Annotated in this window: 26 protein-coding genes and 2 pseudogenes; 18 read left to right on the top strand and 10 right to left on the bottom strand. The window is 36.3% G+C overall.

The features are described from left to right. Positions 1–70 precede the first annotated feature (70 nt). The 12 genes from accC (at position 71) to GX497_08410 (ending at position 12,850) form a co-directional block, all read left to right on the top strand. Entirely contained in the window at positions 71–1,423 is a 1,353-nt protein-coding gene (gene accC / locus GX497_08465; GenBank protein HHY73245.1) for an acetyl-CoA carboxylase biotin carboxylase subunit, read from the top strand. Positions 1,424–1,466: 43 nt separating this feature from the next. After that, positions 1,467–1,685, top strand: coding sequence for an acetyl-CoA carboxylase biotin carboxyl carrier protein subunit (locus GX497_08460; GenBank protein ID HHY73244.1), 219 nt, complete (start codon positions 1,467–1,469; stop codon positions 1,683–1,685). A gap of 178 nt (positions 1,686–1,863) precedes the next feature. Next, complete coding sequence (locus GX497_08455; GenBank protein HHY73243.1) at positions 1,864–2,778, top strand: hydroxymethylglutaryl-CoA lyase; 915 nt, start codon at positions 1,864–1,866, stop codon at positions 2,776–2,778. Positions 2,779–2,780: 2 nt separating this feature from the next. After that, complete coding sequence (locus GX497_08450; protein ID HHY73242.1) at positions 2,781–4,316, top strand: acyl-CoA carboxylase subunit beta; 1,536 nt, start codon at positions 2,781–2,783, stop codon at positions 4,314–4,316. Positions 4,317–4,358: 42 nt separating this feature from the next. Then, positions 4,359–5,048 carry a CoA transferase subunit A gene (locus GX497_08445; GenBank protein ID HHY73241.1) on the top strand — a complete coding sequence of 230 codons (690 nt, stop codon included), beginning with the start codon at positions 4,359–4,361 and terminating at the stop codon, positions 5,046–5,048. A 22-nt stretch (positions 5,049–5,070) separates the two neighbouring features. After that, positions 5,071–5,742 (top strand): CoA transferase subunit B, encoded by a 672-nt coding sequence (locus tag GX497_08440; GenBank protein ID HHY73240.1) that lies wholly within the window; start codon positions 5,071–5,073, stop codon positions 5,740–5,742. Positions 5,743–5,940: 198 nt separating this feature from the next. Continuing rightward, a complete protein-coding gene (locus tag GX497_08435; protein HHY73239.1) occupies positions 5,941–7,467 on the top strand; it encodes a spore germination protein in 1,527 nt (508 codons plus the stop codon). Between the two features lie 20 nt (positions 7,468–7,487). Then, positions 7,488–8,591, top strand: coding sequence for an endospore germination permease (locus tag GX497_08430; protein ID HHY73238.1), 1,104 nt, complete (start codon positions 7,488–7,490; stop codon positions 8,589–8,591). After that, on the top strand, positions 8,588–9,784 hold the full coding sequence (locus tag GX497_08425) for a Ger(x)C family spore germination protein (protein ID HHY73237.1): 1,197 nt from the start codon (positions 8,588–8,590) through the stop codon (positions 9,782–9,784). The genes GX497_08430 and GX497_08425 overlap by 4 nt, the downstream gene beginning before the upstream one ends. Beyond that, the gene (locus GX497_08420; GenBank protein ID HHY73236.1) at positions 9,781–10,008 is read left to right on the top strand and encodes a hypothetical protein; all 228 of its coding nucleotides are present in this window, start codon (positions 9,781–9,783) and stop codon (positions 10,006–10,008) included. Before GX497_08425 ends, GX497_08420 begins: the two co-directional genes overlap by 4 nt. A 219-nt stretch (positions 10,009–10,227) precedes the next feature. After that, positions 10,228–11,088 (top strand): DUF421 domain-containing protein, encoded by an 861-nt coding sequence (locus GX497_08415; GenBank protein ID HHY73235.1) that lies wholly within the window; start codon positions 10,228–10,230, stop codon positions 11,086–11,088. 397 nt (positions 11,089–11,485) lie between these two features. Beyond that, entirely contained in the window at positions 11,486–12,850 is a 1,365-nt protein-coding gene (locus GX497_08410) for a TrkH family potassium uptake protein (GenBank protein HHY73234.1), read from the top strand. A gap of 298 nt (positions 12,851–13,148) precedes the next feature. Here GX497_08410 and xerS read toward each other — a convergent pair whose 3' ends face one another. Continuing rightward, the gene (xerS, locus tag GX497_08405) at positions 13,149–14,246 is read right to left on the bottom strand and encodes a tyrosine recombinase XerS (GenBank protein HHY73233.1); all 1,098 of its coding nucleotides are present in this window, start codon (positions 14,244–14,246) and stop codon (positions 13,149–13,151) included. A gap of 221 nt (positions 14,247–14,467) precedes the next feature. Next, positions 14,468–14,758, bottom strand: a complete 291-nt coding sequence (locus GX497_08400) for a hypothetical protein (protein HHY73232.1) — start codon at positions 14,756–14,758, stop codon at positions 14,468–14,470. A gap of 158 nt (positions 14,759–14,916) precedes the next feature. Between GX497_08400 and GX497_08395 the strand changes: the two genes are divergently transcribed. Continuing rightward, entirely contained in the window at positions 14,917–15,327 is a 411-nt protein-coding gene (locus GX497_08395; protein ID HHY73231.1) for a helix-turn-helix transcriptional regulator, read from the top strand. A gap of 239 nt (positions 15,328–15,566) precedes the next feature. Beyond that, positions 15,567–15,677 (top strand): YjcZ family sporulation protein, encoded by a 111-nt coding sequence (locus GX497_08390; protein HHY73230.1) that lies wholly within the window; start codon positions 15,567–15,569, stop codon positions 15,675–15,677. Between the two features lie 137 nt (positions 15,678–15,814). Here the strand turns inward: GX497_08390 and GX497_08385 are convergent, their stop codons facing one another. The 4 genes and pseudogenes from GX497_08385 to rsgA form a co-directional block, all read right to left on the bottom strand. Next, complete coding sequence (locus GX497_08385; protein HHY73229.1) at positions 15,815–16,171, bottom strand: phosphatase PAP2 family protein; 357 nt, start codon at positions 16,169–16,171, stop codon at positions 15,815–15,817. Positions 16,172–16,269: 98 nt separating this feature from the next. After that, positions 16,270–16,869, bottom strand: a complete 600-nt coding sequence (locus GX497_08380; GenBank protein ID HHY73228.1) for a DedA family protein — start codon at positions 16,867–16,869, stop codon at positions 16,270–16,272. 183 nt (positions 16,870–17,052) lie between these two features. Then, positions 17,053–17,487: a hypothetical protein gene (locus GX497_08375; GenBank protein HHY73227.1), complete on the bottom strand. Its 435-nt coding sequence runs from the start codon at positions 17,485–17,487 to the stop codon at positions 17,053–17,055. Positions 17,488–17,647: 160 nt separating this feature from the next. Next, positions 17,648–18,422, bottom strand: a pseudogene (gene rsgA, locus GX497_08370) (GTPase RsgA). 376 nt (positions 18,423–18,798) lie between these two features. Between rsgA and GX497_08365 the strand changes: the two are divergent. From GX497_08365 to GX497_08350, 4 genes are read left to right on the top strand one after another with little or no spacing between them, the layout of a single operon-like run. After that, complete coding sequence (locus GX497_08365) at positions 18,799–19,197, top strand: GntR family transcriptional regulator (GenBank protein ID HHY73226.1); 399 nt, start codon at positions 18,799–18,801, stop codon at positions 19,195–19,197. Next, positions 19,184–20,086: an ABC transporter ATP-binding protein gene (locus GX497_08360; protein ID HHY73225.1), complete on the top strand. Its 903-nt coding sequence runs from the start codon at positions 19,184–19,186 to the stop codon at positions 20,084–20,086. The genes GX497_08365 and GX497_08360 overlap by 14 nt, the downstream gene beginning before the upstream one ends. Beyond that, complete coding sequence (locus GX497_08355) at positions 20,064–20,807, top strand: hypothetical protein (GenBank protein HHY73224.1); 744 nt, start codon at positions 20,064–20,066, stop codon at positions 20,805–20,807. Before GX497_08360 ends, GX497_08355 begins: the two co-directional genes overlap by 23 nt. Beyond that, a complete protein-coding gene (locus GX497_08350) occupies positions 20,804–21,532 on the top strand; it encodes a hypothetical protein (protein HHY73223.1) in 729 nt (242 codons plus the stop codon). The genes GX497_08355 and GX497_08350 overlap by 4 nt, the downstream gene beginning before the upstream one ends. A gap of 123 nt (positions 21,533–21,655) precedes the next feature. On the opposite strand, the gene GX497_08345 is transcribed toward GX497_08350, so the two are convergent. From GX497_08345 to tnpB, 4 genes and pseudogenes are all read right to left on the bottom strand, one after another. Then, positions 21,656–22,375 (bottom strand): AAA family ATPase, encoded by a 720-nt coding sequence (locus GX497_08345; GenBank protein ID HHY73222.1) that lies wholly within the window; start codon positions 22,373–22,375, stop codon positions 21,656–21,658. 45 nt (positions 22,376–22,420) lie between these two features. Continuing rightward, positions 22,421–23,065 (bottom strand): hypothetical protein, encoded by a 645-nt coding sequence (locus GX497_08340; protein HHY73221.1) that lies wholly within the window; start codon positions 23,063–23,065, stop codon positions 22,421–22,423. A gap of 44 nt (positions 23,066–23,109) precedes the next feature. After that, positions 23,110–23,307 (bottom strand): annotated as a pseudogene (locus GX497_08335) (hypothetical protein). Between the two features lie 40 nt (positions 23,308–23,347). Beyond that, positions 23,348–24,363: IS200/IS605 family element transposase accessory protein TnpB (tnpB, locus tag GX497_08330; protein HHY73220.1), on the bottom strand; the 1,016-nt coding region annotated here is incomplete at its 5' end.

Genomic DNA, 24,363 nt, shown 5'->3' with positions numbered 1-24,363 from the left:
AAGAAGATGAACAAATAGAGGACAACCTTTACTAAAAGGTTTGTCTTCTATCATAAAAGGGGGAGCAATTTTGTTCACGAAAATATTAATTGCCAATCGCGGCGAAATCGCAGCGCGCATTATTCGTACTTGCAAAAAAATGGGGATTCAAACGGTTGCAATTTTTTCAGAAGCGGATGCGGATGCACCACATGTAAAAATGGCGGATGAAAGCTACTGTATTGGAAAACCGCGTGTTCATGAAAGCTATTTACAAATGGAAAAAATCATTGAGATAGCTAAAGAAACGGGTGCAGAAGCGGTTCATCCAGGTTACGGGCTATTAAGTGAAAACTCCGAATTTGCAAGAAAATGTACGGAAGCTGGAATTGTTTTTATCGGACCAACAGCTGAAGTCATTGAAAAAATGGGTAGTAAAGTTGCAGCGAGAATATCAATGTTACATGCTGGTGTTCCGGTTGTACCAGGAACAGAAGCGGCATTGGCAGATGTTTTCGAAGCGGTTCTTGTTGCCGAAAAAATTGGCTATCCCGTCATGTTGAAAGCTAGTGCCGGCGGCGGTGGAATTGGCATGCAAATTGTTCATAATAGTGAAGAACTAACGAAAGCATTTGAGGGAAATCAAAAAAGAGCACAAATGTTTTTCGGAAATGGTGATATGTACATTGAAAAATATATAGAAAATCCAAGGCATATCGAAATTCAGCTTTTGGCTGACAAGTCCGGGAATTGCGTGTATTTATGGGAACGCGAATGTTCAATCCAACGCCGCCATCAAAAAGTTGTAGAGGAAGCGCCGTCGCCATTTTTAGATGAAATGACAAGAAGGAAGATGGGGGAGACGGCTGTAAAGGCAGCACAAGCAATCGGCTATCATAATGCTGGTACAATCGAATTTTTAGTAGATGAAGATAAGAATTTTTATTTTTTAGAAATGAATACGAGATTGCAAGTCGAGCATCCGGTGACCGAAGAAATTACCGACCTTGACTTAGTCGAGGAGCAGCTAAGAGTTGCTAGCGGCGAAAAATTGCGTTGGTCACAGGAAGATATTAAACGAGAAGGGCATGCGATTGAAGTTCGTATCTATGCAGAAGATCCGAATACATTTTTTCCGTCACCAGGAACGATTACTAGATTTGAGTTGCCGTCTGGTGAAGGTGTTCGTCACGAGTTAGCTGTTCATGAATCGTCAACAGTCACTCCATTCTATGATCCGATGATTGCGAAGCTCGTCGTTTCAGCTCCATCAAGAGTTGATGCGATTCGTCGCATAAAAGCAGCTTTAGAAGATTATAAGATTGAAGGTATTAAAACGAATATTCCAATGCTGCAACAGGTACTCACACATGAAGCTTTTCAAAACGGGGACACTACTACTCAATTTGTAGAAAAATATATTATGCAAAAAGTAACAAAATGATAGTTAGTTAAGAATACTAATAGGAAAAGTAGGGGGATTTAAAATGGCAATCATTCAATCAAATATGGCAGGAAATGTATGGAAAGTATTAGTAACAGAAGGGGACACTATTACAGAAGGTCAAGACGTCGTCATTTTAGAGTCTATGAAAATGGAAATCCCAATTGCTGCAGAAGTAAGCGGCACAGTGAAAGAAGTAAAGATTAATGAAGGCGACTTTGTCAACGAGGAAGATGCCTTACTTGTCATTGAGCAGGTATAATATGGCAAACGGACAATAAACTATGATTTTCGGACAATAAATAACGGCTTCTGGACAATAAAATTGATTCTAGGACAATAAAATCCATTTACCTGACAATAAAGTACTAAATGGGGACAGAAACTAAATTTTACCCATAAAGTTTACACGTCAAAGGCAAAATGAAAGGACGGTTACGATGAACCTTCCAAGCTCAGTAACTATTAAAGAAGTGGGTCCAAGGGATGGCCTGCAAAATGAAAAACAATTTATTCAAACAGAAGATAAAATTGAGTGGATTCATATGCTTTCTGAAACGGGCCTATCATATATCGAAATTACTTCGTTTGTAAATCCAAAATGGATTCCGCAATTAGCTGATGCCATGAAAGTGGCGACATCCATTCATCGGAAAAATGATATAACTTATGCAGCTCTAGTTCCAAATGAAAGAGGACTAGAAGGAGCGCTTGAAGCAAATGTTGATGAAGTTGCCGTGTTTATGTCGGCATCGGAAACACATAACCTTAAAAACATTAATAAATCAATAGCGGAAACATATCCAGTCTTAAAGCCAGTCATAGAAGAAGCCTTGGCGGCTGGGAAAACTGTACGTGGCTATGTATCTACCGTTTTTGGATGCCCTTATGAAGGTGAAATTTCTATAGATTCGGTTCTATCAGTTTCAGAGCAATTATTTACTATGGGGATTCATGAGCTTTCATTAGGGGACACGATTGGTGTTGCCAATCCGAAACAAGTCGAGGAAGTTCTGTCAGATGTGATTAAATGTTTCCCGAAGGAAAAAATAGCAATGCATTTTCACAATACAAGAGGGACGGCGTTGGTTAATGTACTTGTCGCTCTTACTCTCGGAATAACGAACTTTGATAGTTCATTAGGGGGCCTTGGTGGCTGTCCATATGCCCCTGGAGCATCTGGTAATCTTGCGACAGATGATCTTCATTATATGCTTGAAAAAATGGGGATTGAAACGGGAATTAATCGTGACCAACTTATCAAGGCTGCTATTTTTATAGAAGAAAAATTAGGGAGACTGCTCCCAAGTCATACAATACAAATAGAAAGAAGTAAAACAAAGGGGGAGGACTGATGATTATTATGGAAACAAAACAAACACTACAAGAGCGGATTGAACAAATCAAAAAAGGCGGCGCTAGGACCTACCATGAAAAAAATGCTGAAAAAGGAAAGCTGTTTGTTCGAAACCGCCTAGAGCTATTATTTGATGATGGGATAAAAGTGGAAGATGCTTTCTTTGCGAATTGTTTAGATGACGGTCTTCCAGCTGATGGGGTTGTTACGGGTATCGGAAAAATCAATGGCAAAACCGTTTGTGTCATGGCAAATGATTCTACAGTAAAAGCAGGTTCTTGGGGGGCGCGGACAGTCGAAAAAATTATCCGCATTCAAGAAACAGCTGAAAAACTTCAAGTACCAATGCTATATTTAGTAGATTCTGCGGGTGCTCGAATTACCGACCAAATCGAAATGTTTCCAGGCAGACGTGGCGCAGGCCGAATTTTTTATAACCAAGTCAAACTATCTGGAAAAGTTCCGCAAGTTTGTTTATTGTTCGGACCATCTGCAGCGGGTGGAGCTTATATCCCAGCTTTTTGCGATATTGTTGTCATGGTGGAAGGGAACGCTTCGATGTATTTAGGCTCCCCACGCATGGCTGAAATGGTGATAGGGGAAAAAGTAACCCTTGAAGAAATGGGCGGAGCGAAAATGCATTGTTCGGTTTCAGGCTGTGGGGATGTTTTAGTAAAAACAGAAGAAGAAGCACTAAACTTTGCTCGTCGCTACTTATCATATTTTCCGCAAAACTACAAAGAAAAGCCAACAGTAGCTGAGTCAATTTCACCAAAGCATTTCGAAAAATCGATTGCTGATATTATTCCAGAAAATCAAAATGCACCGTTTAACATGCACGATTTAATTGAGCGTATTATTGACGAGGATTCTTTTTGTGAGATTAAAAAGCTTTTTGCTCCTGAAATCATTACCGGGCTTGCAAGAATGAACGGTCAGCCAATTGGTATAATTGCGAACCAACCACGGGTAAAAGGTGGGGTATTATTCCATGATTCCGCTGATAAAGCAGCTAAATTTATCACATTATGTGATGCGTACCACATTCCACTCTTGTTCCTTGCTGATATACCTGGGTTTATGATCGGCACGAAGGTTGAGCGCGCTGGTATTATTCGTCATGGTGCTAAAATGATTTCAGCAATGAGTGAGGCAACTGTACCGAAAATTTCTGTCATCGTTCGAAAAGCATATGGTGCTGGCCTTTACGCCATGGCAGGTCCTGCCTTTGAGCCTGATTGCTGTATTGCCCTGCCATCAGCGCAAATTGCCGTCATGGGGCCAGAAGCTGCAGTCAACGCAGTTTATGCTAATAAAATCGCCTCACTGCCAGAAGAAGAGCGTTCAGCTTTCATAGAGCAAAAACGTGATGAATATAGAGAGGATATTGATATTTACCGATTAGCTTCTGAAATGATTATCGATGGCATTGTAGAACCTAACAGCTTACGTGAAGAATTAGTGAATCGATTAGAAACCTACGCCTCGAAATATCAAGTATTTACTGACCGTAAGCATGGTGTATATCCAGTGTAAAAGAGTAAAAACAAGCAATTATTATATGGGGAGTGAAATTCATTGAAACCAATCCTTACATCTTTTATAGATGCTGTGAATGACATTAAAGACGGTGCAACCATTATGGTTGGAGGCTTCGGGTTAGTCGGAATTCCAGAAAACTTAATTCTTGCTTTAGTTGAAACAGGTATTAAAGATCTTACCGTCATCTCTAACAACTGTGGCGTTGATGATTGGGGGCTTGGATTACTATTAAAAAATAAACAGATTAAAAAAATGATTGGTTCTTATGTAGGCGAAAATAAAGAATTTGAACGACAAGTACTCACAGGTGAAATGGAAGTGGAGCTTGTTCCGCAAGGAACACTTGCTGAACGAATTCGTGCAGGTGGGGCAGGAATTCCAGCCTTCTATACACCTGCCGGAGTTGGAACACCAATTGCCGAAGGAAAAGAAGTCAGGGAGTTTGATGGGAAAGCGTACTTGCTTGAAAAAGGTATGACCGCTGATTTCTCGCTAGTGCGCGCTTATAAAGGAGATAAAATGGGTAATCTTATGTACAACAAGACTGCTAGAAACTTTAATCCGATGATTGCTGCTGCGGGAAAGATTACGATTGCAGAGGTTGAAGAATTGGTGGAAATTGGCGAGTTAGATCCGGATCAAATCCATACGCCTAGTGTTTATGTTCAAAAGCTGATTGTTGGGAAGCAGCAGAAGAAGATAGAAAGATTAACAGTGCAAAAGTAATCAATAGAAGGGGGAGAAGAAAATGTCCAGTACAAATAAGCCATCAACGAGAGAAAAAATTGCTAGACGTGCAGAAAAAGAAATCGAAAGCGGCTACTATGTCAATTTAGGAATCGGAATGCCAACGATGGTTGCTAATTATATTCCAGATGGAAAGCAAGTTGTATTACAATCTGAAAATGGTTTACTTGGTATAGGGCCTTACCCTACCGAAGATGAGGTAGACCCTGATTTAATTAATGCAGGAAAAGAAACGGTTACTGCACTTCGAGGTGCCTCCTATTTCGATAGCTCTGAATCGTTTGCGATGATTCGTGGAGGCCATATTGACATTGCTATTCTTGGCGGCATGGAAGTTTCCGCAAAAGGTGACCTTGCAAACTGGATGATTCCAGGAAAAATGATTAAAGGAATGGGGGGGGCCATGGACTTAGTTCATGGTGCAAAAAGAATTGTAGTCATTATGGACCATGTCAATAAAGACGGTGCCCCCAAAATTTTAAATGAATGTTCCTTACCATTAACAGGGCAAGGTGTTGTCAATCGGATTATTACAGACCGTGCTGTCATCGATGTGACTGAGAAAGGATTAAAATTGGTGGAAGTAGCAACAGGCTACACAATTGAGGATATCATTGCATGCACTGAAGCCCCACTTAATGTATGTGATAATATAAAGCTAGAAGCGTTTTAGAAAAAATGCCGTAGATTTATTCTTCGGCATTTTTTTGCTGAGTTCAGTTGTATAATTTTAAGCCAAATGGAAAAAATAACTAGGAAATATATACGATTACGAGTACCAAGTCAATTTAAAAATGGTGACTAAACACTTTATTATGTTAGTGGTCTCACATTCTATATTGGAAAATAGATAGAATCGAGGAGATTTACGATGCTTTTCAAAAATTCAAAAAATAATACTACTTCACAGCAGGAAGCTTTATCAAAGAACTTAGAAGAAAATTTACAATCATTGAAATCAGTGTATAAGGATTGCTCAGATGTAATCTTTCGCTCTTTTACAATTAATAATAAAACAAAGGCAATCTTAATATATATTGATGGCCTTGTAAATACAGAGGAAATCGACCAGAGTGTACTTTTCCCACTTATGCAGCAATCATATAAAGATGAAGCCATTTTTAAAGGAATTCTTGAACAGAAGCTGCCAGTATCAAGCATAAGTGAAGTAAAAACAATGGCAGAGGTTATTGAACAAATTTCAACAGGAAATCCGACTATTTTTATTGATAAGCAAAGTGTTGGGATTTCGCTTGGCTTAGCAAAGTGGGAAAAGCGAGCTATTGAAGAACCGTCCGCTGAGCCTGTTGTTCGTGGTCCACGGGAAGGCTTTTCGGAAACAATAACGGTTAATACTGCACTTTTACGAAGAAAAGTGAAAAGTCCAAAACTTAAACTGAAATCAATGAAAATTGGTCGGTATAGCCAGACACAAGTTATCATTGCTTACATTGAGGGACTTGCAGACCCTACCTTAATAGAGGAGGTTGAGAGCCGCCTTCAGCGCATTGATATAGATGCCGTTCTCGAAAGCGGTTATATTGAGGAATTTATTGAGGACCATCCGTTTTCACCATTCCCACAAGTTTTAAATACGGAAAGGCCTGATGTGGCGACCGCAAACCTACTTGAAGGAAGAGTTGCGATTTTAGTGGATGGAACACCTTTTTCAATCATTGTGCCAACAACCTTATATTCTCTGCTTCAGTCGGCTGAGGATTATTACCAACGTTTTTTAATTGGTACGTTAATTCGTTGGTTACGGTATGGATTTCTATTGATTGCCTTATTGCTTCCGTCAATCTATATAGCCATTCTTACGTTTCATCAAGAAATGATCCCAACAACACTTTTGCTAAGCATGGCTAAATCAAGAGAAGAAATTCCTTTTCCAGCCCTAATCGAAGCTCTTTTAATGGAAATTACGTTCGAAGCATTGCGGGAAGCGGGAATTCGTTTACCGAAACAGGTTGGCGCTGCAGTAAGTATTGTTGGAGCTTTAGTCATTGGCCAAGCTGCAGTTTCAGCTGGCCTCGTTTCAGCTCCAATGGTTATGGTCGTAGCTGTTACAGGGATTGCTTCCTTCACTATTCCCCGCTATAACACGGCAATTGCAATTAGAATGATTCGCTTTCCAATCATGTTTTTGGCTGGTACGTTGGGGCTACTTGGCATTATGCTTGGGATCATTTCAATTATTGTCCATCTATGTTCGATTCGTTCGTTTGGTGTACCATACCTCTCTCCTTTAGGCCCAATGAAAGCCCAAGAAATGAAGGATGTTATCTTAAGAGCACCGATATGGTCAATGCGCACACGCCCACGTCTAACTGGTGATTATAATAAACACCGGCAGTCTTCTGGACAAAAACCGGATCCAACCAAAGGTACTGACTAGGAGGTTGACAAATAAAAATGATTGAAAAAGGTAAAATATCTGCGTTGCAAATGGCCATCATTATGAATCCAACGATTGTAGCCACTGCTGTTCTTTTAGTTCCAGCCATTTCGGTAAAACATGCAAAACAGGATTTGTGGATTTCGCCAGTTTGGGCGGCAATGGTAGGATGTATTGTCGTTTTAATCGCCTATAAATTAAACAAGCTCTATCCGAATGAAAGTATTGTTGAATATAGTAATCATATCATTGGTCAGTTCTTTGGAAAGATTGCTGGGTTTATTTATGTCATTTTTTACTTTCATATAAACGGAATTATTATTCGTGAATATGGAGAATTTGTAGTTGGTACATTTCTGCCCCATACACCGATGTATGTTGTGCTCGGTTCTATGGTATTGGTCTGTGCTTCTGCTGTATATGGCGGAGTCGAAGTAATTTCCAGAGCTTCGCAAATTATGGTGCCAGTCGTTTTTTTACTTTTTTTGTTAATTGCCGTGATGCTTCTTAAGGATTTAGAAATAAAAAATATCTTCCCAGTTATGGAAGATGGAATAAAGCCTTCTTTCATGGGGTCAATTGTTCCTCAAGGTTGGTTTAGCGAATTTTTTTTGATTGCTTTTCTTTTGCCATTTTTAAAAGATCGACAAAAGGGCTTGAAATGGGGAATGATTTCTGTAGCTAGTGCTCTCATTCTTTTAGTGTTGGCAAATGTAGTTGTCTACATGCTTTTTGGCGAATTAACAGGTGTATTTACATATCCTCTAATGGTAGCTGTTCGCTATATTAGTATAGCAGATTTTTTGGAGCACCTTGAAGCAATTGTAATGGCTATATGGGTAACAGGAACTTTCATTAAAATTGCTGTATTTTATTATGTAAATGTGATTAGCACGGCACAATGGCTGAATCTTTCTGATTATCGTCCAATTGTATTACCGATTGGGATCATCTTATTGAGCTTTTCGTTTTGGTCCGCCCACAATCTCCAAGAGATGTCACATTTCTTGTCAACCATTGCTCCTTTTTATTTTTTAACACTGCAATTAGTTTTTCCGCTTTTTTTACTATGTATTGCATGTATTCAAGAAAGGATACAGCAGAAAAGAGGCAAAACAAAATGAACGTAAGCCGTATTACATTTATTATACTATTGTTTACAATTCCTGTACTACTAACAGGTTGTTGGGATCGAAAAGAAGTAAATGATTTAGCTATTATAACAGCGGCAGGTTTTGATAGGAAATCTAAAGACAAAATGGAATTAACTGTACTGGTTTTTATACCAAAAACAGCTGGTGGCAACCAAGCTATGGGGGGTGGGGGCGGTAGTGGCGGTGGGAAACAAGTTCTTATACGTTCTGCTGAAGGAGTTTCAGTGACAGATGCTTTTTCTAATCTTCAACAAAAATTTCCACGTCTTTTATTTTGGGGACATACCGAAGTGTTCATCATTAATGAAAAGTTCGCAGAGGAAGATATTCGCCCCCATTTTGATTTCATCCTGCGCCATCCACAGTTACGTGACCGTGCCCATATTTTTATTAGCAAACAGAAGGCAAAAGAGGTATTAACCCTTTCCCCTCCGTTGGAACGTGATTTAGCGGAAGTTCTTCGAGAATTGGCAACGTTAAAGATTGGGATGGATGTCACCATTAAGGAATTTGCCCAAATGCAAATCGGTCATTCAAAAGCGGCGGCTGTTCCTTTTATTGAAATGCTACCACCACCCGAAGATAGAAAGCCAGAAGAAACGATTGCTTATATTACAGGCACCGCTATTTTAAAAAGGGGGAAAATGGTTGGTTTTATTGATGAAAGTGTAACACGAGGAGTTTTATGGCTTCGAAATGAAATTAAAGATGCAATTGTAACTGTAAAGCCTGAAGGTGTAGAAGGCTATATTTCGATGAATTTGCTGCGAGCAAAAACGATGTTGAAGCCTACAATTGAAAATGGAAAATGGATGATTACGCTCAAAGCGGTGACAGAAGACGATATTATTAAAAATGGCACGAAACTAAATTTATCAGACGAAAATGTTATTAAAATGTTAGAACAGAAATTAAAAGCGGATATTATCCAAAAAGCGGAAACAACATTAGATATTGTTCAAAAGGAAATGAAAACGGATGTTTTTGGCTTTGCCGAAGCTTTTCACCGCGCCTATCCAGATATATGGAAAGAAAATAAAGACAATTGGGAAGAAATTTTTCCGACAGTTGAAGTCGTTGTTAATGCTGATGCTTATATTCGCAGGCCCGGAATGGTTACGCGACCTTCGTTAATTCCTGAAGATGAGGTGATAGAAGATTGAAGTGGGGTGCAATTTTTGGAATGAGTGTGCTAATGGTTTGTATTGTCCTTTTTCAATGGCCGAAATTAGCACAAAATCAGAAAAAAGAAAAGATGGCGTTTCTATCACTTTCCTTTCTTGGCTGGGCTCTGGCTATTTTGCTAATTATTTACCCAGATATGGTTGGTCCAACAGAGTTTATTGGGGGAATCTTTAAGCCATTAGGAAAGTTACTTGAAAAATAACGAAGAAAATACCATAAATCACCTGCATCTTTATTTAAAAATGCTGCTTTAATTGCCCGACGCATACCTTTTCCATTTCGTATTTTTGATGTTAGTTTTTAGTGTATAAAAAACGAAGAAACAAGATAATCTAAAGGTGTGAAACGTAACAAATTTATGACAAAAAGTGTTTTTGTGATTGGTGCTTGAAAACAAATTATTTCTTGGAGGTAGCTAGTAGTGCCTGAATGGTTACAAATTGCCGGAAGGTCAATTTTCTTCGTTATTGTTTTATTTTTATTTACAAAATGGCTTGGGAAAAAGCAAATTTCTGAATTATCTTTCTTTGAATATGTCAATGGAATTACAATTGGGAGTATTGGTGCGGAAGTTGCGATGGGTCTAGAACGGAATTTATTTCATGGTATTATTGGGCTTGTTATTTTTGCGGCAGTGCCTTATTTCGCTGGTTTTGTTTCTTTAAAAAGCAAAGGATTTCGTGATTTTGTAGAAGGAAAAGCGACCGTCTTTATTAAGGATGGAAAAATAATGGAGGATAATTTAAAAAAGGAACGGTACACAACAGATGAATTGTTAGAACTTTTGAGGAGGAAAGATGTTTTTCAGGTTGCTGATGTAGAGTTCGCGGTCTTAGAGACTACTGGAGATTTATCTGTTATGTTGAAGAAAGAAAATCAACCTTTAACTCCTAAAGATTTACATTTAAAGGTGCCGACAGCAAAAGAGCCTCAAACAGTAATCATGGACGGTCAAGTAATGGATGAGCCTTTGGCAACAATCGGTCTTAGTAGGGCTTGGCTGCAAACGGAGTTAGATAAATTAGGGGTAGGCATTGAAAATGTTTTCCTTGGCCAGGTGAACTCCTTTGGCGAGCTAACGGTTGATCTTTTTGACGATAAGCTACAAGTCCCATCTCCTCAAGAAAGACCGATGCTACTTTCAAGCTTGAAAAAATGCCAAGCAGATTTAGAACTTTTTGCACTAGCAACGGAAGCAAACGAAGCGAAACAAATGTATCAAGAGCATAGCCAAAAACTACAGGATGTTATTAATAAAGTAATGCCGTATTTGAAAAGTTAAACTTAATTAATATACAATAATTATATTATGTAAACTAAATAAAATTAATTTCAGTCGACTCAGAAATGGGGCGGCTTTTTTTATTATTCATATCGGCAGTTCAACATCTGGAACGGGAAATCCAGAGCTTCATTATATAGAAAGCTGTCGGAAGGGAACAAATAGTCATTTCTTATTCCATTAAAGTAAAGGTCAGAGTGTTTAGTAATTGGGGTCTAAAAAGGCTTTTCTGAAAGGCTTTAAACCTTAGCTTGTTTTTTTCGCATTTTAGTGCTAGGCTCTTTTGTACATGAATAAATTTAAAAGCTTTTTACTAATAAACAAAGTTGAGAGCAAGCTTGCTTTTTGATAAAAGTATCGAGTGGTAAAAGGGATACGAAAATTGAAGGGGTGTAATGTGAGCAAAGTACGAGTCTGGCTGGAAAAACGTTCGCCTGCCCAAATTATTACAGGTTATTATTTATTAGCAGTCATTATATCTATTCTGTTATTTAGCCTTCCCGCCGTTTATAAATCGGGGGTAGAGGTATCTTTTTTTGATACAGTTTTCATGGCTGTTAGTGTAGTGAGTGACACAGGTATGACTGTATTTAATATATCTGAAACTTATAGTGTATTTGGTTATTTTATTATTATGTTCGTATTGCAATTCGCGGGCATCGGCGTTATGGCCATGAGTACATTTTTTTGGTTACTTTTGGGCCGGAAAATTGGATTACGCGAACGGAAACTAATCATGATTGATAATAATCAATTTTCATTTTCGGGACTTGTTCGATTAGTACGAGATATTCTAAAGATGATCTTCTTTATTGAACTTATCGGGGCACTCATTTACGGATTTTATTTCTTGAATTATTATCCTACTTGGAAGGAAGCGTTTCTTCAAGGCCTATTTGCATCAGTTGCTGCGACAACAAACGCTGGTATGGATATAACCGGTGAGTCTTATGCTCCTTATGCAAGTGATTATTTTGTACAATTGATGACTATTATACAAATTATCATTGGAGCAATTGGTTTTCCTGTATTAATCGAAGTAAAGGAATATTTATTCAAGGGGAAGACGGAACTTGGATACCCTTTCCGTTTTTCCTTATTTACAAAGCTAACGACAATTACATATGGAATTCTTCTTATTATTGGGACAATCCTTATCTTGCTACTTGAATTTCAGAATTTTTTTAAAGATATGTCATGGCATAAATCACTTTTTTATGCTTTTTTCCAGTCTGCGACAACAAGAAGCACCGGATTTACTACTATGGATATTACTGAATTTTCGGTGCCTACACTCTTGGTTATGGGTATTTTTATGTTTATAGGAGGATCTTCTAATTCTATGGGTGGTGGGATTAGGACTACTACCTTAGCTTTAAATCTGTTGTTTATTTATAATTTTGCTAAAGGAAAGCGTTATATTAAAGTCTTTAATCGTGAACTTCATCAGGATGATATTATGAAATCGCTAGCCATTACGCTATTAGCTACAGTCATATGTTTAGTCTCGGTTATTGTTATAAGTATTTCTGATAAACAGCAGCAGCTTCTTGCCATTTTTTTTGAAGTTTGCTCTGCCTTCGGTACGGTAGGCTTATCCATGGGAATTACCCCTGATCTTAGTATTTTTGCTAAGTGTATTCTTATGTTTTTAATGTTTATTGGAAGAATTGGCTTATCTTCTTTCTTTCTTATCATCGCAAGAAATAACAATGAGGAAGAAAATTATCATTATCCAAAAGAGAGAGTTATTACTGGTTAAGATTGAGTTGGGCTACCATCTCCCTACTGTGTGGTGTAGTGGTGTAGTGCTGGAGAAGCCGTTAGCACGGCAATAAGGAGGCATTAAAAATGATTTGTTGTATTGTAAGCGTTTAAATGAAATCCCAACTTGTTGACTATCACGAAATATGCATTGAAAAAGGGGATTTTGCGATTACCGCAAGTTTTATTGATTTGAGCTAATAAAATAAAGTCGAAGATAGGGTTTATTGTTTGATGACAGTCTTTGTCATCAGTTAAAGACATCACATTAACTAGTGATGTCTTTTTCGTACCATTTAATTATCATAATTATCATTTTCTTTCAGCATATTCAGTTGATTAATCGCTTTTTTTAGGTCATCGTTTTGAATATGCGTATAGATCATTGTCGTTTGGATCGATGAATGGCCAAGTTGCCGCCTTAATTTTGGAACATCATTGATTTCAGCATGATATCTTGTTGCAAAAGAATGGCGCAATTTGTGCACGGAAAGGGAAGGCTTGCCAAACGTAATTGCATATTTTTCTACGAGTTTTTCAATTGCCCGAGCTGTTAGTCTTCTTGATGTGCCTTTTGGACCCATTGGAGCAGAAAGGAAGAGGGCTTTGTTGTTTTTCTCAACCTTATACCGTTCCATTCTTATTCGAATATAATCCTGCAAATCTAGCATCGCTTGCTCACTAAAGTAGACATACTGTTCTTTATTACCTTTCCGAATTACCCGGGCATTAAATTTTTTAAAATCAATATCACCTAAATCTAGTCCAACTAATTCAGATAGCCGCAGCCCCGATCCTAGAAATAAGGAAATAATCGCTGTATCACGCTCACGATTAAAATTATAAAAATTCATTTTTTTCTTATCATCTTTAATCAATTCCATGTAAGCTTCAGCTACAAATGCCCGAAATTGCTCATATTCGTCGCCCATAAGAATTTTTCCTTCCATACGGTTTGCTGTCGTTTCAGGATCTTCCGTTACTTGATTAAATTCAATTTTCGCCATCACATTACGATTTATGTACGGTTCAAGTTGATCAGTCTCAGCAATATTTTGCAAATAGTTAAATAAAGATTTGAGGGCGGACAATTTACGGTTAACAGTCAAATCTTTATTATTTAATTGATGCTTTAGAAAGCTAAGGAAGGTCTCAATTTGTTGTATTGTTAGTTTTTCAAGAAGGGATAATGGAATATCCTGAATGGACCCAGTATGAAAGCCTTCAGAAAGCAACCAGTTAAAAAAAATTTTGAAATCATGACAATAATTAAGCAATGATGCGGCAGATAATGTTCGACGTTTATTATCAATAAATTCTTCAACATACCAAGGGAGCTCAGTTAATATGATTTCTAAATTTTTATAAAAACGCTGTTGATGAGAATTCGCCATAAAAATCACCTCAAATACATTATAATGGAAGATAGACGTTTTTGTATATAGTTTATTACGTCAAATTTATATTTTACGTAATAATATAAAAATATAATGAGGGAGTCTTTTTTCTGACTCCCTCTCTCTCGTTTGTCCCTGAACAAGTTCATTAATTTTGAATTCTAGTTTCATCTTTCATCGACAATTGCTACAACAATGAAACACTGCTTCAGGCCCGACTAATATATACCATTTTTACGTTTCCTCCATTTTTCAAATGCATTTTCCATTGCTATTTCTTCTGAATCTCCAAATCCACAGCATGCTAAAAAACCTGAACATTCTAAGTTTAATACTGTTTGCCATGCTAAAGTGAAATCCGCATTTGATATAATAATACACTCTTCATATTGTAACTGTTTTTTTGTATAAGGATGATCTTTCAATGTATTGTAAAGTATGCTTTGAAAGAGTCTACTTCTTTCCTCATTATATGAATCTGACTGTGATACAATTAAACAACTAAACACCTCTATCTCTCCCCTTTTGTTGTTCCTATTACGAACATTATAATCTAAAACCCAAATAAGAACCAATATAAAGTTAATAATTATAATATTTAAATTTATAATATTGGCAACACTAATATTTACGTAATACTATACTTGAATGTAATGATGGTGATAAATTGAACAAATTAGCAACTAACATTAAATTCTTCCGTGAACAGGAAGATTTAACGCAAAAAGAACTAGCTGAAAAACTAGGGGTATCTCGGTCGGTTGTAGCAAAATGGGAAAATGAAACCGTTCTCCCTGACCTAGAAGCATTAATTATACTGTCAAAATATTTTCAAGTTAGTTTAGATTATTTAGTTGGTCTTCCTCATCTCAAAAATGAAATGTTGCTTGAAATGAATCAAATTTATAAAACAAATGATGAGAGCAATCTAAAGTTATTTGAGGTTGTCGATTATTTATATAAAAACACAAGACTACAGGAATGCCTACATAAATTTATAGATCTTCCATTAAAAGAGCGAAGAATAATAGAAAAAATATTTAATGTAGCAGTTGATGAATTTTATAAAAGAAAATAAAAAGCAGCACCATACATGCCAAAAATGCTGTTGCTAAATGAATTTGAAGCTCACTTTTTGTGAGCTTCTCTTTTTTTAATTACATCTACGTTTAACTGTCTTACATGTTAGTTTTCATTTTTAATGAGTAACATCAAAAAATGATATTTTTAACTATAATATCTTTCCATACTTGTCCATTTCGAATAAGTCTGGTTTTTCATAGACTGTATTAACTTCTAACAAAGGTGGTGATACTTATGTATCAATCTTATGGTGGACATGGAATGGGTAGCAATTTCGCATTAATTGTTGTCCTCTTCATTTTATTGATTATCGTTGGAACAGCTTTTGTTCACGGAGGCTATTAAGACCTGATTAAAAACTAAGACTCTACCACTAAACTCCCATAATAGGAAGTATTTTATAGAAATACTTCCTATTTGTAAAGCAGAACAAGCCAAATTCCCATAGCCTATGGAATTTGGCTTGTTCTCTTTTTTGTTCATCAAACAGACTTTCCTGTTGTATCGGAAGATGAGTTGCTGAACATTTGAATGATTCGTTTAAATAGCGGTTCAAGAAGACGCCTTTGCGACATAACGACGAATGTAACAATGAAAGCAATAAGCGCACCAGCTGCTACATCTAGTGGGTAATGAACCCCAATGAAAATCCGTGAAAGTGCCATGCAAACTGCCAAAGCGATTAAAACAATACCCATTTTTCTTCTTTGCCAAAACAGGGCGAATGCCAATGCGAAAGCTCCCGTAGAATGGTTGCTCGGAAATGATGGGTCGGTGTTTAATTTGTCTGAAAGCAAGTTTACAGCATAGGTTACGAACGGGCGTGGACGGAAATACATGAAGCTTAATCGCTTTTGCCTGCAAACTGGTTAATTAATTTAAAAAATTGGTAATCTAAATTCATTTTGTCTCTCCGCAATTTCCTCTCTTTTGAACTTCAGATGAGTTTCTCTTTTTTTCTTATCCATTTAAAAAGGATATAACAACCAGCAAATATAACGGCACCAATAATAATAGGAGTAACATAGGGTTGTGCAACCTTATGGATTTGCTCCCATTTTGGTCCTAAAGTAAAGCCAAGATATAAAAATAAAATAGTCCATGGTATGATAGCTAACACTGTGTATATAGTAAATCTTAAAAACGACATGCGGGCAATGCCGGCTGGTATTGAAATAGCATGTCTGACTACTGGTATAAATCGAGCCGTAAAGATAACCCCAGTTCCGTACCGGTTAAACCATTGCTCAGCAAGATCAATATGTTTAGGACGAATTAAAATATATTTTCCATACTTATCTAGTACGGGTCTACCACCATAGCTCCCTAACCAATAAAGAAACCACTGGGCAATGGTTCCTCCTATGACACCAGCAATTGCTGCACCAAAAAAAGAGATTTTTTCAGCTGAAATTAAATATCCTCCATATGCTAATACAATTTCGCTTGGTATTACCTCAACCATTAATCCTAGCATAATCCCAATATAGCCGAGATCTGAAATAAATAAAAATATTGACTGAATAAATTGCGACATATTCTACCTACCTAGAAAGATAATAAATTTCAACAATTTAAATTTTAGCATTTAATACTATTCACGTCCATTTCTGATGAAAGACTGTAGAATAAATTGAAAAAATATTTAATGTTGTGGTTGATGAATTTTATAAAAGAAAATAAAAAGCCGCAATAGGTGCGACTGGAAAAGAATTTGAAACTATTTAATTCTTTTTAGCTCACGTATTTCTGACTCTGTTTCAATAGAACGAAGAGCAAGTGTTTCAAGTATTTTTTCATGTCGTGCTTGACCTTCTTTGATGAAAGTTAAATCACCTTTCATGTAGTTTGCATCTTCAGTTAGGGTTTTTAATGTTGCATTAGTTGCTTCTTGGTTGTAGCGGATGGCTGAAATGTCCTGCTTTATACCGTCTTGGCGCATCTCAATTGCATCTAGTCTTTTTTCAATTGGAATCAGCCTTTGTTCAATTGCATCTAGTCTTTTTTCAATTGGATTCAGCCTTTGTTCAATTGCATCTAGTCTTTTTTCAATTGGATTCAGCCTTTGCTCAATTGCGTCCAATCTTTTTTCAATAGGTTGTAACTCTTCTTTCAAGGCTGTACGCATGAGTTCAAGTAATTTAAGTTCATCCATGGAAATTCCTCCTTTCTATCAATTCTTGCGATAGATATTTCGAGAGAATACATTAGCTTCATTATAGCAAAAATAAAAGACAGTGATGTTTTTAAAATGTTGCAAATTTTAGGCTGTTTGGATTTCCATTTGATGAAGTCAGTATACATCTTTTCGGATTTCATCTTCTTTTTTTTCTGTTTTGTTCTTTGATGAACTTTCTAGCATTTTTCATGCCACCGATGCTACTAAACATTTCATTTGTCTTTTCTTTTTCAATCATTTTAGAATTCAAGCCTTCATATTTAGTTTCTCTACCAAGTTTCCTATAGCTCTCTAGCCTCTCTGTTGCCAAAATACCGTCCTTAATCGATTTTTGTACGGCGCAGTTTGGCTCACTTTCATGGGTACAATCGTTAAATCTACAATTGAAAGCAAGCTCCGTAATATCAGCAAAAGATTTCGTTAAGTCTTACCTCTATCTCCTGACATAGATCGGATTTTGTAAGCACAAGAACCGGAGTTGCACCGCTATCCCAAGCGATAGAAAGGTAGCGCTCTAGCCTGCGAAGATTAAAATCATTGTTCAGTGACATACAAATAAAAACTGTATCAATGTTTGTAGCAACAACTTGTGTATCATTTGTAGCCCCTGCTACCTTTCGAGCAAAAATACTTTTCCGTGTTGGAACATGGTGAATAATCGCATTACCATTGAAGTTACTGGTGCGGTCAACCATCACAAAGTCCCCAACAGCAGGATAATCAGACAGTTTTCTTACACTGTGGCGGAGCTTTCCAGATATATTCGCTGTAATTTCACCTTTCTCCGTAATAACCTTATATAAATTTTTATACTGGGATGAAATTCGACCTATATAAAAATCTTTATATATTTTAGATTCCTGGATAATTTCCATAGTTAATCCAAGACTTCCCATATTTATATTATTCAACTTCATTTCCTCCTAAAGATTTGATTATAAACTTTGGGAGGTTTTATGCATAAATTTATTGTGCACATACCTCCCTATTTATTACAATCTCAATCTTTTGCTTGCTATACATAAAACAACATCCCCTTTCAATTAGTATTATGTTTCACTATACCATAATCTGTATATCGTTTGAATTAAAGCTTTGGTATTAGAGATGTTGATGTTTTGTCGGTAGAAATGTATATCCTAAAAATTGCAGTATTTGCAAATGTATAGTATAGTACATTACAACAGTAACGTACCACGCTAGTCGTTTATCTTCAGTAGGAAGTATTGTTAAAAAAATAAATTTAATAAAAATGAGTCGATTCGTCGTTAGATGTTTGGAGGTGGGATGTTGATTTTAAATCATGATGGAACAACGCCAATTTATATGCAAATCGCGCAATGGCTGGAAATGGAGATTTTGGCTGGAAACATAATGGCTGATGAAAAAGTGTATTCACAATATCAATTAGCGGAAATGTTCAACATTAATCCGGCGACAGCCGCAAAAGGCTTAAATCTGTTAGCAGACAATCAGATTGTTTATAAAAAACGTGGACTTGGCATGTTTGTCACAGAGCATGCAAGGGAGATTATCCTTACAAAACGAAAGGAGAAAACATTGAAAAAGCTTATACAAGAACTTGTTGCCGAGGCAAAACGGCTTCATGTTAATGATGAAGAATTGATTAAAATGATTAAACTAGCTAGAACAAAAGGAGATGAAAAGAAAAATGACAGTTGTTGAATGTAATCAGCTTACAAAAGTTTATCGAAGGCAGCGCGCGTTACACAATGTATCGTTTTCAATTGAAAAAAATACGATTACAGGCTTAATTGGGCGCAATGGTGCGGGCAAAACAACCCTTTTAAAAATAATAGCAGGCTTTTATAAACAAACTGCTGGTGAGGTGCTTGTTTTCGGGGAGGCTCCTTTTAATAATCTTAAGGTCTCGCAAAATATGATTTTTATTGATGATCAAATGATCCTCCCTCCTGCTTTAAATTTAAGTGAAATTTTAGTAGAAGCAAGCAGCTTTTATCCGAATTGGGATATGACGATTGCACAAGGGCTTTTTGATTATTTTTCGTTTGACCCAAAGCAATATCATCAAAAATTATCAAAAGGGATGAAAAGCACGTTTAACACAATCATTGGTTTAGCGGCGCGTGTGCCTTTCACCATTTTTGATGAGCCAACAACTGGCATGGATGCGGCTGTTCGTAAAGATTTTTATCGGGCCTTACTAAAAGACTATCTTGAGCATCCAAGGACCATTCTTCTGTCTAGTCATCTATTAAATGAAATCGAAGATCTTCTTGAATATATTCTTTTAATTGACAAAGGTGAAAAACGTCTTCATATGACGGTCGAAGATTTGAAGCAGTTTGCCATCGGTGTCAGTGGCCCAAGCAATCTCCTTGATGATTGGACGAACGGAAATGAAATCTTCTTTAAAAAACAAGTTGGAGCGAACGGAAGTTACGTCGTTGTAAAAAACGATTTTTCAGATGAATTATTAGAGCAAGCAAAACAAAGAGGTTTGCAAATTACAGCTGTTTCCGCCGAGGATGTTTGCATGTATGTTACAAGTAAAACGAAAGGTGGAATTGATGATGTTTTTAGCAAACGCTAGTAGCAGTGAAATAGTAAAAAGGCAATATTTATTTAAATTGCGTGCCTTTATAGGGGCATTTATTGCATTAATGCTTGCCCAATGGACTGCTTTAGGTTTATCAATCCTTAGTGGTAGTGGGATGACGGGAACAAGCTCAGGTAACCTTTTCATAAAAATAACCTATTTTAACGGCAATTTGCTTATAACATTTACGCTACTGTGGGCATTTACAACAGGAATTACCCTTACAACAAAGCAAACAAGAAATGGCGACTTCGCTTTTGTTACGAATCGGTTAACAAGTCATTTATCAAGTATAACTTTTTTACTTACAGCAGGTATGATTGCAGGGATTACTACCATGTTGGCAAGTAATTTATTAAGGGTGGGTATTGCTTTTTTCAGCGATGGAAATAGCTTTTTGAATCATTCTTTTTCCGTTTCTTTTCTTGAACTAATTATGGGAATTCTGGCAACAACTTTGTATACAGTTCTTATCGCTTCCATTGGTTATTTAATCGGGATGTTCGTACAACTAAGCAAGTTATTTGTCATTGTTATACCTGGTTTATTCATTGCTCTGACAATTGGTGGAACAAATTCTAGTTTGGAGCATATTTTCAAGTTTTTCACTAATGAAACATCATTGTTCCTGTTTGCTATAAAAGTATTGACAACGATTTCGATTTTTTTTGCTACAGCTATTCTCATTTCGAACCGATTGGAGGTCAGACGATGAAACAAATGTCGTTCTTCATTATCATGCTCGTTATCGCCATTGTTTTAGGGTCTGCAACTAAAGCAGCTAGTACTAAAATGATTGTTTTTCGAGGGAAAATCATTGATTTTGTTTTAATCGTCTATATAGCCATCTTATTAATCGCAACGGTCATTACTTTTGGATTTACAATAAAACCAGAATCGAAGGTTGAACGTGTATCAGATAAGGAGATTGCAAAAGCGGTAGAAGCAGAAAATAATTTTTATCATTATGTAGAAGCAGGAATGTTGGCTAATGCTGACGGAGTGTTCGTGAATAAAGAATGGCAATTTCCTTATGAGGATAGGCGCCTTATCATAACTAGTACAGCAATAGATGGCAGTCAAGCTTGGGTTGTCGTTGAAAGAAAAAAGGAAATAAAAGGCGATAATCAAATTGATATCATTCAATATATGACCAAATCAATCATCGATGATTATGATTACAGCCATCTTCTAGAAGCACCGAAAATAACAGTTAATAAACAGGAGGTTCAAATCATACCGACCAAACGAACAGAATTAAAGCTAGCAAAATTCACAAAGGAATTTACGATTAGCCAGTTTACAGATGACCAATTTGTAAATGAACGCATTTTTGGTGACGTTAATCATGTTAGAGGACAAAATGTACTTTATCTCCGTGTCCCTGCATCGCTTGAAGTTGTGGAAGGAAATGGGGCTTACTTGCAGTTTGTGAATTGAGAAATAAAAAAAGCTCGTTTTGAGTGAGTTCATCAAAACGAGCTAAAACCTGTTCAATCACTGCATTTTTTGTTTCATCAAGAATTTGATAAATAATATCGCTTCTAGTATTTTATTTAAATATCAATCGATTAATTCTTTTAGATAAAAATTTTTATTTTCTAAAAACCTTCGTGTTATCTGATAATGTTCTGTGTCTTCGTATTTAATTAACTCAATTGGAGCTGCATTGAAATTATATATTTCAGAATTCGGATAACCCAAAAGAATAGGTGAATGTGTTGCAATAATAATTTGTGCACTCTTTTGAAGTTCATGGATAATACTTAAAAATACAAGTTGTCTCTGCGGGGAGAGTGCTGCCTCCGGCTCATCTAATAAATATATCCCGCGGTGGCCAAATCGATTTTTAAATAAAGATAAAAAGGACTCCCCATGCGATTGTTCATGTAACGATTTCCCACCATAGTATTGGTATATTCTCGGATCCTCTTTTGCTAGTTCATCAATATGGGAAGCAAAAGTATAGAATGACTCTGCTCTAAGGAAAAAACCATTATTTACTTTGGGCATCCATGAAAGCCTTATATAATCCCCTAATTTTGCTTCAGAAGATTCTAATTCATATAAGTTATTACGACTTCCTCCTGCTGTATTAAAGCCGCACTGATAAGCAATTGCCTCTAACAATGTTGATTTACCAGATCCGTTTTCTCCAACAAAAAATATCACATTTTTATTAAAGGATAATCTTTCAAAGTAACGAATTGCAGATATGTTAAAGGGATGCTGATTATAATTTTTTATTTTTTCACTTAATTTAATAACCTCACGTAAAAACATTTTTTAAACTCCTTTTCGGAAAAAAAGTATTATACGAGAAATCCCTTAAAACTCTTTTCCCCATTCATCATCTAAAATCGCACCATTTTCAGCAATATATTCCATAATAACCGAACCATGTTGCAATTTATCATCGCCTTTTAGAAAAGATATGAACTCATTAACGATTTTATCGTCCCCTTCGCTCTTTTTCCGGTGAACAGTAATACGAATGATTGGTGTAACAGCGAACTCTTTATAACTTCTAGGATTAACAGGGTCAATACCCAGTTCTTGCCCAATTTTTTCATTGGTAAAGAAAACGTAAGAATCAGTTGTTTCTCCAAAATTTTCTTTAATAAAAGGACGTATTTCAGATTGTAAATCATCCGCCCATTTATCAGCAATGTATGTGTCAACCATTTGTTTTGTTTCACCATCATAATAAACTAAAAATTGTGTACCAGTTTTCTTATCCCTAACCTTCGCAGCATATTCAAATTCAAAGTTCCCCATATTATCATACAAAGTGTCATATATCTCGAAGTTATTATTAAATTTTTCTTTTAAATATTGCTCTGCCTGAATTTGAACCTGTTCTTCCTTGTCTTTATCTGGCTTCATATCTTGAATAAAGGAAAAAATTAAAATACCAATTCCCAGAATAATAACCCCCGAAATAATCAGAGAAATTTTTATAAATTTCCTCAATCAAAGTCCTCCCTTCTGGATGATTTTTATCTTTTGATATTGTGTTAACCTTCAACTTTTGAATTTGAGAGTACAATTTCTTCAATCTGTTCTCCATCGATATTCATTTTATATAAATGATAATCGGGAGCACCTTTGGCAAAATTTCTGTCTAGCATAAAGTAAATCGTCTTTCCATCTGCACTAACAATAGGATCACTTACATGCTCGCCAAAATGAGTTAACTGTTTTTCTTCTTTTGTATGTGAACTACATCGCCATTGAAATGGCGAGCTTCCAGTTCTACGCTACGAACTGCTGTCCGTTGAACGTATACACTGTTGGTGTGTCCAACACCACTACTGATTGAACATGTAGTTCTTTCAGATACTTTTTGCTGATGTTAATGGCTCCATTTACATCTGCATTTATGACCACATGACATTCTTTGCATTGGTAAAGCCCTCGATATTTACGGTTTGATTTCTTGGCATGTTCTTTAGAGGGAATAGGTTTGCAATTAGAACAAGTTTGCGAAGTATATTCTTCGGTGAGTAACTCTACATGGATACCTTTTTCTTCTGCTTTATAAGTAATCATCTGTATCATTTTGCGAAAAGGCAACGCATGAAACTTTTGATTTGTAGTCTTACCAAGGCTGTTCTTTTCACGAATTCCTGTAATATTACCAATTACAATTGTTTCAACGCCTTGTTTAACAGCAAAATCAACCACTTTCTTTGTCATACAATGCAAAATATGAAATGTTTGGGCTTTCCTTTTCTTATATAACTGTAAGACTCTTTTTGACTTTTTCGGATACTTGATTCCCTTAGCTGATTGTTGAGCGTCAGAAATAGCTTGATAGTAGGCTATTTTCTTATGAAAATATCGTTCAACAGACAACCATTGCCTTCCTGAAATGATATAAGATTGGCCTTGATAATCATAACAGGTTAAAGCATTTGCTATACCAATATCAATCGACATGAATTTTGTGCTATTCTTTTTAGTTAATACATTCTTATATTCTTGCGCCAGTATAATTTTGTATGCTCCGTCAGATAATGGTTTTACTTCAACAGTTTTTACAATCCCTATTTCAATGTGATTGGGTATAGGGATATAAACAAACTTTACTTGAATCCCACACTTTTCACGAAGAAAAGCTTTTTGTTTTGCCGGAATAGAGAGCCTTATTCTGTTTCCTTCTATTCGAAAGCCATTATTGAGATACTTTACATTGAAATTCTTTTGTTTAAAACGTGGTGGTTTTGGGTTTTCGATTCCTCCTGTCTTTTTAAGTTCAAAAAAGGATT

Source organism: Bacillus sp. (in: firmicutes) (assembly GCA_012842745.1).
Classification (GTDB): Bacteria; Bacillota; Bacilli; order Bacillales; family Bacillaceae_J; genus Schinkia.
Note: the sequence above shows the minus strand (reverse complement) of the source record. Positions and strands in the feature narration are given on the sequence as shown.

What these genes read in the sequence shown, in the direction of transcription:
- GX497_08460 (HHY73244.1), top strand. Translation starts at nt 1,467, where the DNA reads ATGGCAATCATTCAATCAAATATGGCAGGAAATGTATGGAAAGTATTA.
- GX497_08455 (HHY73243.1), top strand. Translation starts at nt 1,864, where the DNA reads ATGAACCTTCCAAGCTCAGTAACTATTAAAGAAGTGGGTCCAAGGGAT.
- GX497_08440 (HHY73240.1), top strand. Translation starts at nt 5,071, where the DNA reads ATGTCCAGTACAAATAAGCCATCAACGAGAGAAAAAATTGCTAGACGT.
- GX497_08435 (HHY73239.1), top strand. Translation starts at nt 5,941, where the DNA reads ATGCTTTTCAAAAATTCAAAAAATAATACTACTTCACAGCAGGAAGCT.
- GX497_08425 (HHY73237.1), top strand. Translation starts at nt 8,588, where the DNA reads ATGAACGTAAGCCGTATTACATTTATTATACTATTGTTTACAATTCCT.
- xerS (HHY73233.1), bottom strand. Translation starts at nt 14,246, where the DNA reads ATGGCGAATTCTCATCAACAGCGTTTTTATAAAAATTTAGAAATCATA.
- GX497_08390 (HHY73230.1), top strand. Translation starts at nt 15,567, where the DNA reads ATGTATCAATCTTATGGTGGACATGGAATGGGTAGCAATTTCGCATTA.
- GX497_08385 (HHY73229.1), bottom strand. Translation starts at nt 16,171, where the DNA reads ATGTATTTCCGTCCACGCCCGTTCGTAACCTATGCTGTAAACTTGCTT.
- GX497_08380 (HHY73228.1), bottom strand. Translation starts at nt 16,869, where the DNA reads ATGTCGCAATTTATTCAGTCAATATTTTTATTTATTTCAGATCTCGGC.
- GX497_08375 (HHY73227.1), bottom strand. Translation starts at nt 17,487, where the DNA reads ATGGATGAACTTAAATTACTTGAACTCATGCGTACAGCCTTGAAAGAA.
- GX497_08365 (HHY73226.1), top strand. Translation starts at nt 18,799, where the DNA reads ATGTTGATTTTAAATCATGATGGAACAACGCCAATTTATATGCAAATC.
- GX497_08360 (HHY73225.1), top strand. Translation starts at nt 19,184, where the DNA reads ATGACAGTTGTTGAATGTAATCAGCTTACAAAAGTTTATCGAAGGCAG.
- GX497_08355 (HHY73224.1), top strand. Translation starts at nt 20,064, where the DNA reads ATGATGTTTTTAGCAAACGCTAGTAGCAGTGAAATAGTAAAAAGGCAA.
- GX497_08350 (HHY73223.1), top strand. Translation starts at nt 20,804, where the DNA reads ATGAAACAAATGTCGTTCTTCATTATCATGCTCGTTATCGCCATTGTT.
- GX497_08345 (HHY73222.1), bottom strand. Translation starts at nt 22,375, where the DNA reads ATGTTTTTACGTGAGGTTATTAAATTAAGTGAAAAAATAAAAAATTAT.